This is a genomic window from Streptomyces sp. NPDC045778 (assembly GCF_056431945.1).
Map to the genome: position 1 here is coordinate 148022 of NZ_JBWKJZ010000010.1, position 17536 is coordinate 165557.

General features: G+C 78.0%; 1 protein-coding gene and 2 pseudogenes. All 3 read right to left on the bottom strand.

All coding sequences use genetic code 11. The features are described 5' to 3' along the window. Positions 1-29: 29 nt before the first annotated feature. Positions 30-6566, bottom strand: a pseudogene (locus tag AC07GB_RS15380) (type I polyketide synthase); the annotation flags it as partial. Further along, a pseudogene (locus tag AC07GB_RS15385) lies at positions 6549-6605 on the bottom strand (hypothetical protein); the annotation flags it as partial. The pseudogenes AC07GB_RS15380 and AC07GB_RS15385, both read right to left, overlap by 18 nt. Beyond that, positions 6592-17376 (bottom strand): type I polyketide synthase, encoded by a 10785-nt coding sequence (locus tag AC07GB_RS15390; RefSeq protein WP_478845670.1) that lies wholly within the window; start codon positions 17374-17376, stop codon positions 6592-6594. The gene AC07GB_RS15390 and the pseudogene AC07GB_RS15385, both read right to left, overlap by 14 nt. Positions 17377-17536 lie beyond the last annotated feature (160 nt).

Consider the following 17536-nt stretch of genomic DNA (forward strand, 5'->3'; position numbering starts at 1 on the left):
CCGCCCCCGTCGCCGGGCCGCGCCCGCCGTCAGGAGATGCCGAGTTCGTTGCTGATGAAGTCGATGACCTCGTCGTCGCTCGCCAGGTCCAACTCGTCCGCGACAGCCGTACGTCCGGGCTCCTCGGCCCGGCCGCGCGTGTTCTCGCCCCACCGCCGGGCCAGTGCCCGCAGCCGTGCCGCGACCCGCTCCCGCTCGTCGTCGTCGAGGTCGTCGAGCCCGTCGCCGTCGAAGGAGGCGGCCAAGTCGTCGAGCCGGGACAGGAAGGAGTCGGCGCGCGAGCCGAGGCCCGGCAGCAGCTCGGCCTCGATGTGCTCGCTCAGGGCCGCCGGGGTCGGGTGGTCGAAGACGAGCGTGGTGGGCAGGGTCAGGCCGGTGGCGGCGCCCAGGCGGTTGCGCAGCTCCACGGCGGTGAGCGAGTCGAACCCGAGGTCCTGGAAGGGGCGCTGCGGAGCCACGCTCCCGGGCGTCAGGTGCCCGAGGACCAGGGCGATCTGACCGCGCACCAGGTCGAGCACGGCCGCGCTCCGCTCGTCGGGCGCGAGCGGGCCGAGGCGCTCCCGCAGCGCGTCCCCGGTGCCGGGGCCCGCCGTCACGGCGGGGGCCCTGACCAGGGCGCGCAGCGGTGCGGGCAGGTCTCCGGCCGCGGCGGCCGCGCCCAGGGCCGCCGTGTCGAGGCGCACCGGCACGAGGTCCGCGGGCCCTGCGGCGAGCGCCAGGTCGAGCAGCGCGAGGCCGTCCTCGGCGGACAGGGCGCCGACGCCGGAGCGGCCCACGCGGTCGCGGTCCGCCTGCCCCAGCGCCGCCGCCATGCCGCCGCCGGCCCAGGGGCCCCAGGCCAGGGAGGTCCCCGGCAGGCCCATGTCGTGGCGGTGCCGGGCGAGGGCGTCGAGGAAGGCGTTGGCGGCGGCGTAGTTGGCCTGGCCGCGGGCGCCGACGGTGGCCGCCGCGGAGGAGAACACGACGAACGCGGCCAGGTCCTCGTCGCGCGTCAGCTCGTGCAGGTGCCAGGCGCCGTCGGCCTTGGGCGCGAACACCGTGCCCATCCGCTCGGGCGTCAGCGACTCCAGGACGCCGTCGTCCACCACCCCGGCGGCGTGCACCACGGCGGTCAGCGGATGCGCCTCCGGCACCGTGGCGAGCAGCCGCGCCACCGCGTCCCGGTCGGCCACGTCGCACGCGACGGCCCGCACGGTCGTCGCGCCCGCAGCGGCCAGGCCGGTCAGCTCGGCCACGAGGTCCGCCATGCCGTCCGCCTCGGCTCCCTTGCGGCTGGCGAGCAGCAGGTGCCGTACGCCGTGGGCGCGGACCAGGTGGCGGGCCACCTCGCCGCCGAGCGCGCCGGACGCGCCGGTGACCAGGACGGTGCCCTCGGGGTCCCACGCGGCGGGCACGGTGAGGACGATCTTGCCCACGTGCCGGGCCTGGGCGAGGAAGCGGAAGGCCGCGGGCGCCTGCCGTACGTCCCAGGTGGTCACCGGGGGACGGCGCAGGCTGCCGTCCTCGAACAGCTCCACGACCTCGGCGAGCATCGCGCCGACCCGCTCGATCCCGGCGTCCATCAGGTCGAACGCGCGGTAGGTGACGCCCGCGTGGCGGTCCGCCACCTCGGCGGGGTCGCGGACGTCGGTCTTGCCCATCTCGACGAACCGGCCGCCGGGCCGCACCAGGCGCAGCGACGCGTCGAGGAGGTCGCGCGCCAGGGAGTTCAGGACGACGTCCACGCCGCCGCCGCTCGTCGCGGCGAAGCGTGCCTCGAACGCGTCGGTGCGGGACGAGGCCAGGTGGGCGTCGTCGACGCCGAGGGCGCGTACGGCGTCCCATTTGGCGGGGCTCGCCGTGGCGTACACCTCGGCCCCGAGGTGCCGGGCGAGTTGCACGGCGGCCATGCCGACGCCGCCCGCCGCGGCGTGCACGAGCACCTTCTCCCCCGGCCGTACGTCGGCCAGGTCCACCAGGCCCTCGTACGCGGTGAGGAAGGCGACGGGCACGGACGCGGCCTCGGTGAAGGACCAGCCGCGGGGCATCCGGGCGAGCAGGCGGTGGTCGGCGACCGCCACGGGCCCGAGGCAGCCGGTGGCGAGGCCGAACACCGCGTCGCCGGGGGCGAGGCCCGTGACGCCGGGGCCCGCTTCGCTGACGACGCCCGCGATCTCGCCGCCCAGGGCCCGCTGGTCGGCGACCATGCCCAGGGCCATGACGACGTCGCGGAAGTTGAGCCCGGCCGCGCGCACCGCGACCCGCACCTGGCCGGGCGCGAGGGGGGCCGCGGCCTCCGGGCTCGGGGCGAGGGCCAGGCCGTCGGCCGCGCCGCCGTCGGTGAGGTCGACGCGCCACTCCCGTACGCCGGCCGGGGGCACGAGGGCGCCGGCCGGCAGGCCGCGCGCGAGGCGCGGCACCAGGGTCCTGCCCGCCCGGAGGGCGATGTGGGGCTCGTCCCCGGCGAGCGCGGCGCGCAGCGCGGCGGCCGACGCGGGGTCCGCGTCCAAGTCCGCGAGGGCGAACCGTCCCGGGTGCTCCGACCGCGCGGAGCGCAGCAGGCCCCCGAGCGCGGCGGCGGCCAGGTCGGTGATCCGCTCGTCGGGTGCGGCCGCCACGGCGCCGCGGGTCACCACGGCGAGGCGGGCGGACGCGAGGCGGGGTTCGGCCGTCCATGTGCGGAGCACGGCGAGGACGGACGAGGCGAGGGCGCGGGCGGCGCCCGCGGGGTCCTCACCGGCACCGGCGGTCCGGCCGTGGCCCGGCAGGAGCACCAGGTCCGGGGCCGGCGCGCCGGAGTCGAGCGCGGCGAGCAGCGCGTCGGCGCCGGCGTGGACGGGCACGCCGAGGTCCGCGGCGAGGCGGGCGTCGCCCAGGACGACGCAGTGCGGGGCCGGTTCGGCCGTGGCGGCGGGCGCCTCCAGCCAGTCGACGTGGAAGAGGGTGTCGTGGGTGCGGGTCGCGCGCAGCTGCTCGGCGGAGACGGTCCGGGTGACCAGCGCGCCGACCGACGCCACCGGAGCACCCCGCTCGTCCCACAGGGACAGGCTCACCGCGTCCGCGCCGGCGGGGGTCAGGCGCGCCCGCAGGGTCGGGGTGCCGGGGCCGTGGAAGGACACCTCCCGCCAGGAGAACGGCACCCGGACGCGGCCCTCGTGCCCCGCCGCGCCGTCGCCGAGGAGCGCCGCGTGGAGGGCGGCGTCGAGCCGGGCCGGGTGGAGGCCGTACCCGCCCGTGGCGGACCGCGGGCCGACGGGGAGCGCGATCTCCGCGTACAGGTCTTCGTCCTTCCGCCAGGCCCGCGCGAGGCCGCGGAAGGCGGGGCCGTACGCGAAGCCCGCGTCGGCCAGGCCGTCGTAGAAGCCGTCGAGCGCGACGGGTTCGGCCCCGGCGGGCGGCCAGGCCGGTCCCGTCCCGGGCGGCACGGGGGCGGCGTCGGGGGCGAGGTCGCCGCGCGCGTGGCACACCCAGGGTTCGTCCGGCGCGGCGTCCTCGGCCCGTGAGTACACGCCGAGCGCGCGCCTGCCCCGCTCGCCCTCCGCGCCGACGCGCACCTGGAGGTGGACGGCGCCCCGCTCGGGCAGGACCAGCGGGGCCTCCTGCGTCAGCTCCGCCAGGCGGTGGCAGCCGGCCTCGGCGCCGGCGCGGAGGGCCATCTCCACGACGGCGGTGCCCGGGACGAGCACGGAGCCCAGCATGACGTGGTCCGCGAGCCAGGGCTCCGTGCGCCGGGACAGCGTGCCGGTCAGGACGAGGCCTTGGGCGTCGGCCAGCTCCAAGGAGGCGCCGAGCAGCGGGTGTTCGAATCCGGCGAGCCCGGCGGCCCGCACGTCTGCGCCGGCGCGGGACCCGGTCCAGGGGAAGCTTCGGCGCTGGAAGGGGTAGGTCGGCAGGTCCACCGCGCGGGCCCCGGTGAGGAACCGGGTCCAGTCGGCACCGGCGCCGTGGACGAAGGCCGTGGAGAGCGCCGTGAGCGCGGTGTCGGCCTCGGGCCTGCCGGAGCGCGCCGCCGGGACCACCACGGCGCCGGCCCCCTCCGGTTCTCCGGCGAGGCAGTCCTGGGCCATGGCGGTGAGCGTCCCGGAGGGGCCCACCTCCACGAAGGTGCGGACGCCGGCCGCCACGAGCCGGCGCATCCCGTCGTGGAAGCGCACGGTGGCCTGGGCGTGGCGCACCCAGTACGCGGGCGAGCAGAGCTGGTCGGCGCCCGCGAGGTCGCCGGTGACGTCCGAGACGATCGGGACGGCCGGCGGGTGGTAGGTCAGCTTCCGCGCGATGCGGCCGAACTCGTCGAGCATCGCGGCCATCTGGGGCGAGTGGAAGGCGTGGCTGACGCGCAGCCGCCGCGTTCTGCGGCCCTCGTCCGCGAAGTGCCCGGCGATGGCGAGCACGGCGCTCTCGGCGCCGGACACGACGACCGACGACGGCCCGTTGACGGCGGCGAGGGCGACGTCGTCGGCGTGGTCGGCGAGCCACGGCTCGATCTCCGCCTCGGTGGCCCGGACCGCGACCATCGCGCCGGTGCCGGGCACGTCCTGCATCAGCCGGCCGCGCGCGGCGACGAGGGCGCAGGCGTCCTCCAGGGAGAGGACGCCCGCGACGTGCGCGGCGGCCAGCTCGCCGACGGAGTGGCCGAGCAGCAGGCCGGGGGTGAGCCCCCAGTGCGTGAGCAGCCGGTGGAGCGCCACCTCGTACGCAAAGAGGGCGGGCTGGGTGTACGCGGTCTGGGCGAGGAGCGCGGCCGTCGGTGCGTCGGCGGCGGCCCACAGGACGTCCCGCAGCGGCCGTTCGAGGTGCGGGTCCAGGTGCTCGGCCACGGTGTCGAGCGCCTGGGCGAACTCCGGGAAAGCGGCGGCCAGTTCGCGGCCCATGCCCGGGCGCTGGCTGCCCTGCCCGGCGAAGAGGAACGCGAGGCCGCCGTCGGCGGCGGTGCCCCGGACCAGGCCCGGGGCGGGCCGGTCGCCGGCCAGCGCGGTGAGCCCGGCGAGCAGTTCGTCGTGGTCGGCTGCCCACACCACGGCCCGCTGGTCGAGGGCGGCGCGGGCGGTCGCCAGGGTCAGGCCGGCGTCCGCGGGCCGGATGCCGGGCCGGTCGCGGACGTGCGCGGCGAGGCGCCCGGCCTGGTCGCGCAGGGCCTGCTCGCCCCGGGCCGAGACCACCAGCGGTACGCGTCCGCCGGGGGCCGTGGCCGCGGTGGCCTCGGGGGACTCGGTCGGCGTGGGCTCCGGTGCGGCGGCGTCGTCGGGTGCCTGTTCCAGGATGACGTGCGCGTTGGTGCCGCTGATGCCGAAGGAGGAGACGCCCGCGCGGCGCGGGCGCCCGGTCTCGGGCCAGGGGCGGTTCTCGGTGAGCAGCCGTACCGTGCCCGACGACCAGTCGACGTGCGGGGTCGGCTCGTCGACGTGCAGGGTCCTGGGCAGGACGCCGTGCCGCAGGGCCATGACCGTCTTGATCAGCCCGGCGATGCCCGCCGCGCCCTGGGTGTGGCCCAGGTTCGACTTGACGGACCCCAGCCACAGGGGCCGCCCGTCCTCGCGCTCCTGCCCGTAGGTGGCGATGAGGGACTGGGCCTCGATGGGGTCGCCGAGGGTGGTGCCGGTGCCGTGCGCCTCCACGGCGTCCACGAAGTCGGCCGAGAGGCGGGCGTTGGCGAGGGCGGCCCGGATGACGCGTTGCTGGGAGGGGCCGTTGGGCGCGGTCAGGCCGTTGGAGGCGCCGTCCTGGTTCACGGCGGAACCGCGTACGACAGCCAGGACCGGGTGACCGTTGCGCCGCGCGTCCGACAACCGCTCCAGCAGGACGAGGCCCACACCCTCGCCCCAGCCGGTCCCGTCGGCCGCCGCCGCGAACGCCTTGCACCGGCCGTCGGGCGCGAGCCCCCGCTGCCTGCTGAACTCCACGAAGATGCCCGGCGTTGTCATCACGGCGGCGCCCCCGGCCAGGGCCAGGTGGCACTCGCGCTGGCGCAGCGACTGCGCAGCCAGGTGGACGGCCGCGAGCGAGGCCGAGCACGCGGTGTCCACGGTCATCGCGGGGCCTTCGAGGCCGAAGGTGTACGCCAGGCGCCCGGACAGGACGCTGGCGGCGCCGCCCGTGACCTGGTGCCCCTCGCTGCCCTCGGTCGCGGGGGCGGCGTTGCCGACGGTCATGAGGACCGAGCCGACGAAGGTCCCGACGGGCTCGCCGCGCAGCGCCGCCGGGTTCACGCCCGCCCGCTCGAAGGTCTCCCACGCGGTCTCCAGGAGGAGGCGCTGCTGCGGGTCCATGGCTGCGGCCTCGCGCGGGCTGATCCCGAACAGGTCGGCGTCGAAGTCCCCCGCGCCGTCGACGAAGCCGCCTTCGAGGGTGTACGTACGGCCCGGCCGGTCGGGGTCGGGGTCGTACAGCGCGTCGGGGTCCCAGCCCCGGTCGGCGGGGAAGGGCGACATCGCGTCGGTGCCGCTCTCCACCAGGCGCCACAGGTCCTCGGGGGACCGGACGCCGCCCGGGTAGCGGCAGCCCATCGCCACGACGGCGATGGGCTCCCGGGCCGCCGCGGTCAGTTCGCGGTTCCGGGCGCGCAGCGTCTCGACCTCTTTGAGGGAGGCCCGCAGCGCCTCGACGAACCTCTCGTCACCAGGGGGCATCGTGGTCCTCCGTGTCCGCGTGCGCTCCGTTGTCGAGGGCCATGGCGAGCAGCCCCTCCGGGTCCAGGTGGTCGATCGAGCCGGGCTCGTCCCCGTCCGGCGGTGGTGGCTCCTGTGCGGCCGGGCGGCCCGCGAGTTCCAGGAGCGCTTCGAGGAGGCCCGCGTCCCGGAGCCGGGGCAGGGGGATCGCCGTGAGGGCCGCGCGCACCGTGGCCTCGGTGTCGCGCCGGGCGTCGTCGGCCTCGTCCCGCGGCGCGAGGTCCGCGGCGAGGCGGGCGGCGAGCGCGGCGGGCGTGGGGTGGTCGAAGACGAGCGTGGCGGGCAGGCGCAGGCCGGTCGCGGCGGTGAGCCGGTTGCGCAGCTCCACGGCGGTCAGCGAGTCGAAGCCGAGGTCCTTGAAGGCGCGGTCGCGCCCCACCGCATCCGGCGACGGGTGGCCGAGTACGGTGGCGGTCTCCGCCCGCACCAGGTCGAGCAGGTGCAGGTCGCGCTCCGCCGGGGGCAGCGCGGCCAGGCGGCGGCGCAGTGCCGCGGCCCCCGCGGCCCGGGGCGCGCCGCGCCGGGCCCGGACGAGGCCGCGCAGGACCTGCGGCAGGGCCTCGCCGCGGGCCCGCAGCACGGCCGTGTCGAGCCGCATGGGCAGCGGCAGCGGGTCGGGTCCTGCCAGGGCCGCGTCGAGGAGGGCCAGGCCCTCGTCGGTGGTCAGCTCCCGCAGGCCCGAGCGCGCCATCCGGGCCCGGTCGGCCCGGTCGAGCCCGGCCGTCATGGCGCTGGTGTCGGCCCACAGGCCCCAGCCGAGCGACCAGGCGGGCAGGCCCTGGTGGCGGCGGCGCAGGACGAGGGCGTCGAGGAAGGCGTTGGCCGCCGCGTAGTTGCCCTGGCCCGCGCTGCCCAGAGTGGCGGCGGCGGAGGAGAACAGGACGAGCGCGGCGGGCCCCGCCGCCCGGGTCAGCTCGTCGAGGTGGAGCGCGGCGTCCGCCTTGGGCCGGAACACCCGGTCGACGCGCTCCGGGGTCAGCGCCGGGAGCACGCCGTCGTCCAGGACGCCCGCCGCGTGCACGACGGCGGTCAGGGGGTGCGTCGCGGGCCCCGCGCCGAGTACCGCGGCGAGCGCGTCCCGGTCGGCGACGTCGCAGGCCGCCCAGGTCACCTGGGCGCCGTGGGCGGCCAGTTCGGCGGTGAGCGGCACGGCCCCGTCGGCATCGCCGCCGCGACGGCTCACCAGGAGCAGGTGCCGCACGCCGTGCGCGGTGACGAGGTGCCGGGCGACGGCGCGGCCCAGGGTGCCGGACGCGCCGGTCACGAGCACGGTGCCGCCGGCGCCCCAGGGGGCGTCGCCGCCGTGCGCGGCGGGGGCGCGTTCGATCCGGGGTACGAGGACATGGCCCGCGCGCAGCGCCAGTTGGGGCTCATCCGTGGCCACGGCGGCGGCGAGGGCGGCGGTGGACGCGGGGTCGTCGTCCAGGTCCAGGAGCACGAACCGGCCGGGGTGCTCCGCCTGGGCCGCGCGCACCAGGCCCCAGACGGCCGCGGCGGCGGGGTCCACCGGGCCCGCGTCGTCGGGCGCGGCCTGGGCTCCGCGCGTGACGAGGACGAGCCGGGCCGCGGAGCCCCGCTCGGCCCGCGCGCCGGACGGGCCTTCGGCGACGGCCCGCTCCCCTGCCGTGTCCTCGGCGAGCCAGCCGCGCAGCAGGTCGAGGGCCCGGCAGGTCAGGGCGCGGGCCCGGGTGGCGTCGTCCGGCCCGGCGTCCGCGCCCAGGGGCGCGAGCACCACGTCGGGGACGGACGCGCCGGCTTCGATCGCCGTGCGGTACGCGGCCAGGTCCGCGAACTGCCCGCCTCCGGCCGGTAGATGTAGGGCCTCGTCGCCGAGCACGGCCCACGTGCCGGGTGCGGCGGGCGCAGGGGCGGGCGCCTCCACCCACGCAAGCCGGTACAGCGAGTCGCCCGCGCCGCCCGCGGCCCGCAGCTGCTCGGCCGGGACGGGGCGCGCGGCCAGGGACCGCACGGTCACCGCGGGCGTGCCCTCGGCGTCCGTCACCAGGACGGACACGTCCTGGGCCGCGCCGGGCGAGACGCGTACGCGCACGGCGGGTCCGCACGGCCCGTGCACGTCCACGTCGTTCCAGGCGAACGGCATGGCCGCGCCGGTGTCCGGGGTGCGCAGCAGGCAGGCGTGGAGGCCCGCGTCGAGGAGCGCCGGATGGGCGCGGTAGCGGTCCGCCCCGGCGTGGTCGTCGGCGGGCAGGGCCGCCTCGGCGAGGATCTCGTCGCCCAGGCGCCAGGCGGTGTGCAGGCCGCGGAACGCGGGCCCGTACGAGAGGCCGACGTCGTCCATCCGGTCGTAGAACTCCGTGAGGTCGACGGGCACGGCTCCCGGGGGCGGCCAGGCGCCGTCGAGGGCGGCCGTGGCCTCGGCGGTCTCCTCGGTGAGCACGCCGCGGGCGTGGCGCGTCCAGGGGGCGTCCGCAGGCGCGTCCTCGGGGCGCGCGTACACGCCGAGGGCCCGCGTGCCGTCGTCGTCGGGGGCCTCGACCCTGACCTGGATCCGTGCCGCGCCGCGTTCGCCGAGGACCAACGGGGCCTCCTGGAGGAGTTCGGCGATGTGCGGGCAGCCGGTCCCCGACCCGGCCAGGGCGGCCAGTTCGAGGAAGGCGGTGCCCGGCACGACCACGGTGTCGCCGAGGGCGTGGTCGGCGAGCCACGGGTGGGTGTCCAGGGACCAGCGCGCGGTGAGGACGGTCTCCGCCGAGCCCGCGAGTTCGACGCGGGCGCCGAGCAACGGGTGCTCGGCGCTGCCCAGGCCCGCCGCAGTGACGTCGCCGGAGCCCGCGGGCGTGTCCAGCCAGAACCGGCGCCGCTGGAACGCGTACGTCGGCAGGTCCACGGCACGCGGCGCGCGGCCCGCCCACGCGGCCGCCCAGTCGACGGCGACGCCGCGGGTGTACGCCTCGGCGACGGAGGCCGAGAAGCGCTCGAGGCCGCCCTGTTCGCGCCGCAGGGAGCCCACGGCCACGCCCGTCCGCCCGGGCTGCTCCGCCAGGGTCTCGGCCACGCCCACGGTGAGCATGGGGTGGGGGCTCGTCTCGACGAAGGCGCCGTGGCCGCGGGCGAACAGCTCCCGCACGGCCGGCTCGAACCGCACCGGCTCGCGCAGATTGCGGTACCAGTAGGCGCCGTCGAGCCCGGCGGTGTCGTGGAAGTCCCCGGTCACCGTGGAGAAGAAGGCGACGTCGCCCGTGCGCGGGCGAAGCCCGGCCAGGTCGCGGGCGATCCGCTCGCGCACCGCCTCGACGTGGGGCGAGTGCGAGGCGTAGTCCACGGGGATCCGGCGTGCCCAGGCTCCGGTCTCCGCGCAGTGGGCGAGGAGGTCGTCCACGGCGGCCGTGTCGCCGGAGACCACCACCGACGCGGGGCCGTTGACCGCCGCGAGCGCGAGGCGGCCGTCGCCCGCGGCGACGAGCTTCTCGGCCTCGGCGGCGGACAGGGCGAGGGAGACCATGCCGCCGCGCCCGGCGACGGCGGTCAGGGCGCGGCTGCGCAGGGCGACCACGCGCGCCCCGTCGTCGAGACAGAGGCCGCCCGCGACGCAGGCGGCGGCGATCTCGCCCTGGGAGTGGCCCACCACGGCGGCGGGTTCCACGCCGTAGGAGCGCCACAGCGCGGCGAGGGACACCATGACCGCCCACAGCGCGGGCTGGACCACGTCGACGCGGTCCGGGTCGACCCCGGACGGCGTGCCGCGTACGACGTCCACGAGGGACCAGTCGGTGTACGGGGCGAGCGCGTCGGCGCACGCGGTCAGGCGCTCGCGGAAGACCGGCGCGCTCTCCCACAGTGCTGCGGCCATGCCCGGCCACTGCGCGCCCTGGCCGGGGAAGACGAACACCGTCCTGCCCGGGTCACCGGCGTGCCCCTCGACGGCGCCGGGCGTCTCGCGGCCCTCCGCCACGGCGGCGAGGCCCGCGAGGAGTGCGTCCCGGTCGCCGCCGAGGACGACGGCCCGGTGGGCGTGGGCGGCCCGGGTCGTCAGCAGGGAGTGCGCCACGTCGACGGCGTCGAGCGCGGGATCGGCGGCGAGGCGCTCGCGCAGCCGGGCCGCCTGGGCGCGCAGCGCGGGCTCGCTGCGGGCGGACACGGCCAGCGGGACGGGGCCCGCGGGAGGCGCGGCGGGTCCGCCGTCGCCGTCCGCCTCCGGGGGTGCCTGCTCCAGTACGACGTGCGCGTTGGTGCCGCTGATGCCGAACGAGGAGACCCCGGCCCGGCGCGGGCGGCCCGCGTCGGGCCAGGGGCGGGCATCGGCGAGGAGTTCCACGGCGCCCGACGACCAGTCGACGTGCGGGGACGGCGCGTCCACGTGCAGGGTGCGGGGCAGCACGCCCCGCCGCAGCGCCATGACCATCTTGATGACCCCGGCGACGCCCGCGGCCGCCTGCGGGTGCCCCAGGTTCGACTTGACAGACCCGAGCCACAGCGGCCGGTCCTCGGGCCGCTGTTGGCCGTACGTCGCGAGGAGCGCCTGGGCCTCGATCGGGTCGCCGAGGGTGGTGCCGGTGCCGTGCGCCTCGACGGCGTCCACGTCGGCGGGCGCGAGCCGGGCGGCGGCCAGGGCCTGGCGGATCACGCGCTCCTGGGAGGGGCCGTTCGGCGCGGTCAGGCCGTTGCTCGCGCCGTCCTGGTTGACGGCGGAGCCGCGGACCACCGCGAGGACGCGGCGCCCGGCGCGGACCGCGTCCGACAGGCGCTCGACGAGGAGGACACCGGCGCCCTCGCCCCACACCGTGCCGTCGGCGGCGGCCGCGAACGGCTTGCAGCGGGCGTCGGCGGCGAGCGCGCCCTGCCTGCTGAACTCGGTGAAGGCGTGCGGTGTGCACATCACGGTGACCCCGCCCGCGAGGGCGCGGTCGCAGTCGCCGCCGCGCACCGCCTGCACGGCCAGGTGCAGCGCCACGAGGGACGACGAGCAGGCCGTGTCCACCGTGACGGCCGGGCCCTCGAAGCCGAAGGTGTACGCGATCCGGCCGGTGGCGACGCTGCCGGACCCGCCCGTGCCGAGGTAGCCGCCCGCGTCGTCCGGGACGCCCGCGTGCCTGCTCGTGTAGTCGTGGTACATCAGGCCCGCGAACACGCCGGTGCGGCTGCCCTTGAGGGCGGCGGGGTCGAGCCCCGCGCGCTCCAGGGCCTCCCAGGAGACCTCCAGGAGGAGGCGCTGCTGCGGGTCCATCGCCACCGCCTCGCGCGGGCTGATGCCGAAGAACTCGGGGTCGAAGCCCGCTGCGTCGCGCAGGAATCCGCCCTCCGCGGTGTGCGGGGTGGAGCCGGGGTCCCAGCCGCGGTCGGTGGGGAAGGCGGAGATGGCGTCGCCGCCCCGGTCCAGGAGGTGCCACAGGTCCTCCGGCGATGCGACGCCCCCCGGGAACCGGCAGGCCATGCCGACGACGGCGATCGGCTCGTCGGCCCCGGCCGCGGCCGGGCCGCGCGCCGGTGTCCGTACCGGCGCCTGTCGCCCGCTCAGCCGGTCGAGGAGGTGCTCGGCGAGGGCCTGCGGGGTCGGCCGGTCGAAGACGAGCGTGGCGGGCAGGCGCAGGCCCGTCACCCGGCTGAGGCGGTTGCGCAGCTCGACCGCGGTGAGCGAGTCGAAGCCCAGTTCCTTGAAGGCGAGCCCCGGCTCGACGGCGGCGGGGCCCGCGTAGCCGAGGACGGCCGCGACCTGGGCGCGGACGGCGTCGACGACCTTCGCGGCCCGGTCCCCCGGCGCGAGCGTGGCGAGGTCGCGCGCCAGGGCGGAGTCGTCGCCGGTGCCGGTGGCGGCGCGCCGGGCCGGTGGCCGCACCAGGCCGCGCAGCAGCGCGGGCACGCCGTCGGTGGCGGCCCGGGCGCGGACGGCGGACAGGTCGAGGCGGGTGGGGACGACGACGGGGAGCTGGGCGGCGAGGCCCGCGTCGAACAGGGCGACGCCGTCCTCGGCGGTCAGGCCCGTGACGCCGGAGCGGCGCATCCGGTCGCGGTCGGTGTCCGACATGCGGGCCGTCATGGCGCTGGTCCGCTCCCACAGGCCCCAGGCGAGGGAGAGCGCGGGTAGGCCCTTCGCCCGCCGCGCGCGGGCGAACGCGTCGAGGAAGGCGTTGGCGGCCGCGTAGCCGCCCTGGCCCGCGGTGGCGAACGTACCGGCCGCCGACGAGCACACGACGAACGCCGACAGGTCCGCGTCCTCGGTCAGTTCGTGCAGGTGGACCACCGCGTCGACCTTGGGCCGGAACACGGTGTCGAGCCGCGGCGCCGTCAGGGACGAGACCACGCCGTCGTCGAGTACGCCGCCCGCGTGGACGACGCCGCGCAGGGGTTGGTCGTCCGGTACGCCGGCGAGGACGGCGGCGAGGGCCGCGCGGTCGGCGAGGTCGCAGGCGGCCCAGCGCACACAGGCGCCCGACTCCGTGAGCCGCGCGGTCAGTTCGGCGGCCTCGGGCGCGGCGGCGCCGCGGCGGCTCACCAGGAGCAGATGCCGTACGCCGTGCGCGGCGACGAGGTGCTGCGCCAGGACCCGGCCCAGTACGCCCGATGCGCCGGTGACCAGGACCGTGCCGTGGCCGTCGAAGCCGCCGGGCGCCTCGGGGCCGGGCGGGTCCGCGGGCACCCTGCGGAGCCTGGGGACGAACGCCTCCCCCGCCCGCAGGGCCAGGTGCGGCTCGTCGCCGCACAGGGCGGCGGGCAGCGCCTCGGCCGACGGCTCCCGGCCGTCCCAGTCGACGAGGACGAGCCGGTCCGGGTGCTCGGCCTGCGCCGAGCGCGCCAGGCCCCAGGCCGCCGCGAGGGCGGGGTCGGCCGCCTCGTCGTCGGACGCGGCGACGGCTCCCCTGCTCACCAGGACAAGCCGGGCGGAGGCGAACCGGTCGTCGCCGAGCCACTCCTGAAGGAGCGTCAGGGTCGCGCCGACGGTCTCCCGGGTGGCCGTGGGCAGGTCGCCGGTGCGGGGCCGCAGCGGGGCGAGCACCACGTCCGGGATGCCGTCCGAGCCGGTCACGGCCGTGAGGTCCGCCGCCCTGAGCACGGCCGCGCCGGTGGCTTCCAGGGCCGGGGCGAGCGCGTCGAGGCCGTCGAGGACCGCCCACGACCCGGGCGGCGCCGACGCGGTGGCCGGTGCCGGGGTCCAGCCCACGGCGAACAGCGCGTCCGCCGGGTCCCCCGCGGCCGGGCGCAGCTCGTCCAGGGGCACGGGCCGTACGGCCAGTTCCGCCACGGACACGACGGGGGCGCCGGTGACGTCGGCCGCCTCCAGGGCGACGGCGTCCGGGCCCAGCCGGCTGATCCGCACGCGAAGCCGGGTGGCGGCGACCGCGTGGACCTCGACCCCGGACCAGGAGAACGGCAGGCGCGGGCCCGTGTCCGCGCGTGCCCCGGTGTCGTCGAGGGCCACCGCGTGCAGCGCGGCGTCGAGCAGCGCCGGGTGGACCGCGAAGCCCTCCGGGTCCGCGTCGTCGGCGAGCGCGACCTCGGCGAACAGCTCGTCCCCGAGGCGCCAGGCGGCCCGCAGGCCCTGGAACGCCGGGCCGTAGTGCAGGGAGAGGTCCGCGAGGTCGGCGTAGGCCCGCTCGACCGCCACGGGTGCGGCGCCGGGCGGCGGCCAGGCCTCCGGGGCCCGGTCACCGCGCCGTTCGGCGGGGGCGAGGGAGCCGCCGGCGTGGCAGGTCCACGGCGCGTCCGGGGTGTCTTCGGGGCGTGCGTGCAGGGTGAGCGCTCGGCCGCCGCGGGCGTCGGCGGGGCCGACGACGGCGCGCAGCTGGATCCCGCCGCGCCGCGGGAGCACCAGCGGCGCGTGCAGGGTCAGTTCCGCCACTCGGTCGCAGCCGGTCTGCTCGGCGGCGCGGACGGCCAGTTCCAGGAACGCCGTGCCGGGCAGCAGCACGGTCTCGCCGACCGCGTGGTCGCCGAGCCAGGGCGCGGTGTCGCGGGAGAGGCGCCCGGTGAGCAAGGTGGCGCCGGAGTCGGGCAGTTCGGTGGCCGCGCCCCACCACGGGTGGGCGAGCGGGCTCAGTCCGACGGCCGTGACGTCCCCGGTCGCGGGGGCGGCGTCGAGCCAGAGGCGCTGCCGGTCGAAGGCGTACGTCGGCAGGTCCACGCGGCGGGCGCCGGTCCCGGCGAAGAGGTGCTCCCAGTCGGGCGAGCGCCCGCCGGCGTGCACGGCGCCGAGGGAGCGCAGGAAGCGGCCGAGGCCGCCGTCGTCCCGCTGGAGGGTGCCCGTGACGAGGGCGTCCTGGCCGAGGTCGCCGAGCGTCTCGGTGAGGCCGAGGGCGAGGACGGGGTGGGGGCTGCACTCGATGAACGCCCCGTGCCCGGTGGCGGCGAGGCGCTCGACGGCGTCGGAGAGCCGCACGGTCCCGCGCAGATTGCGGAACCAGTGGTCGGCGGTCAGCTCGTCGCCCGCCAGGACGTCGCCGGTGACGGTGGAGTACAGGGGGAGCTTCCCCGCGCGCGGGCGCAGCGTCGCGAGGTCGGCGAGCAGGTCCGCGCGCAACAGCTCGACCTGCGGGGAGTGCGACGCGTAGTCCACCGCGACGCGCCGGGTGCGGACGCCGTCGCGCTCGCAGTCGGCCATCAGCTCGTCGAGTGCCGCAGGGTCGCCGGAGACGACCACGGACGTGGGGCCGTTGACGGCGGCGAGGGCGACGCGGTCGCCCCACCGCTCCAGGCGGGCCCGGGCGTCGGCGGCCGAGGCCGCGACCGAGACCATGCCGCCCGCCCCGGCGAGCTTGCGGGCGATGAGCCGGGAGCGCAGGGCCACGACGCGGGCGCCGTCGTCGAGCGAGAGCGCGCCTGCCACGCAGGCCGCCGCGATCTCGCCCTGGGAGTGCCCCACCACGGCGGCGGGCTCCACGCCGTGGGAGCGCCACAGCTCGGCCAGGGACACGAGGACGGCCCACAGGACCGGTTGGACCACGTCGACGCGGGCGGAGACCTCGGCGTCGGGCGTGCCGGACACCATCTCGCGCAGCGACCAGTCGACGTACGGTTCCAGCGCGGTCGCGCAGTCGAGCATCCGCTCGCGGAAGACGGCGGAGGTGTCCATCAGCTCCACGGCCATGCCCGGCCACTGCGAGCCCTGGCCGGGAAAGACGAAGACGGCCTTGCCGAGGTCGCGCGCCACGGACTCGGTCAGGTCCGCGCCGGGCTCCCCCGCGGCGAGGGCGGTGACGCCGCGCAGCAGTTCCCCGGTGCGGCGGCCCACCACGACGGCCCGGTGGGCGAGGGCCGCGCGCGTGGTCGCCAGCGAGTAGGCCACGTCGAGCGGGCGCAGGCCGGGGCGGGCCGCCACGTGGTCGCGCAGCCGGGCCGCCTGGGCGCGCAGCGCGTCGGGGGTCCGGGCGGAGAGCACCCAGGGGACGGGGGGCGGGGCGGGGCTCCCGGCGTCTTCGCCGTCCCCGGCGTCCGGTGCGCCCGTTGCATCCGGTGCGTCCGGTGTGTCCGGTGCGTCCGGTGCGGGCTCGTCCGCGGCCTCTTCGGCCGCTTCGGCCTCTTCGACGATGACGTGGGCGTTCGTGCCGCTGATGCCGAACGAGGACACGCCCGCCCGCCGCGGCCGGTCGCCCCCGGGCCACGGCCTGGCCTCGGTCAGGAGGCGTACGGCGCCCAGGGACCAGTCCACGTGCGGGCTCGGCTCGTCGGCGTGCAGGGTCCGCGGCAGCGTCTTCGCGCGCAGCGCCATGACCGTCTTGATGACGCCCGCGACGCCCGCGGCGGCCTGGGAGTGGCCGATGTTCGACTTCAGGGACCCCAGCCACAACGGCCGTTCCTCGTCGCGCTGTTGGCCGTATGTGGCGAGGAGTGCCTGTGCCTCGATGGGGTCGCCGAGGGTGGTGCCGGTGCCGTGGGCCTCCACCGCGTCGACGTCGGCCCCGGTGAGCCCTGCGGCCGCCAGGGCGGCGCGGATGACCCGCTGCTGGGACGGGCCGTTGGGCGCGGTGAGTCCGTTCGACGCGCCGTCCTGGTTGACGGCGCTGCCGGTGACGACGGCGAGCACGGGGTGGCCGTGCCGCCGCGCGTCCGACAGGCGCTCCACCAGGAGGACGCCGACGCCCTCGGCGAGGCCCGTGCCGTCGGCGCCGGAGGCGAAGGCCTTGCACCGGCCGTCAGGGGCGAGCACCCGCTGGCGGCTGAACTCCAGGAGCGTGGCCGGGCTCGACATCACCGTGACGCCCCCGGCCAGGGCGAGGTCGCACTCCGTGTTCCGCAGCGCCTGCACCGCCAGGTGCAGCGCCACGAGCGAGGAGGAGCAGGCCGTGTCCAGGGTGACGGCCGGGCCTTCCAGGCCGAAGGTGTAGGCGACGCGGCCGGACGCCACGCTCGCCGCGCGCCCGGTCTCCAGCTGCCCCTCGTACCGGGTGAGCGTGCCGGGCTTCCGGTCGGTGTAGTCCTGGCCCATCATCCCGGTGAAGACCCCGGTGCGGCTGCCGCGCAGCGCGTCGGGCGTGAGCCCGGCGCGCTCGAAGGCCTCCCAGGAGACTTCGAGCAGCAGCCGCTGCTGCGGGTCCATCAGGAGGGCCTCGCGCGGGCTGATCTCGAACAGGCCCGCGTCGAAGGACGTGACGTCGGCGAGGAAGCCGCCCTCGCGCGCGTAGGTGGTGCCCGGCCGGTCCGGGTCGGGGTCGTAGAGGCCCTCGGTGTCCCAGCCCCGGTCGGTGGGCAGCGTGGAGACGCCGTCCGTGCCCGAGCCGACGAGGCGCCACAGCTCCTCGGGGGAGGTCACGCCGCCGGGGAAGCGGCAGGCCATCGACACGACGGCGATCGGCTCCCGGCCCGCCTCGCGGACGGCCCGCAGCCGCTCCCGGGTCTGGCCCAGCTCGGCGGTGAGGCGCTTGAGGTAGTCGAGCGTCCTGTCGTCATCGGTCATGTCGAACGTGCTGCCCTTCCCGGGAAGATGTCGGACCTCGTGGGCG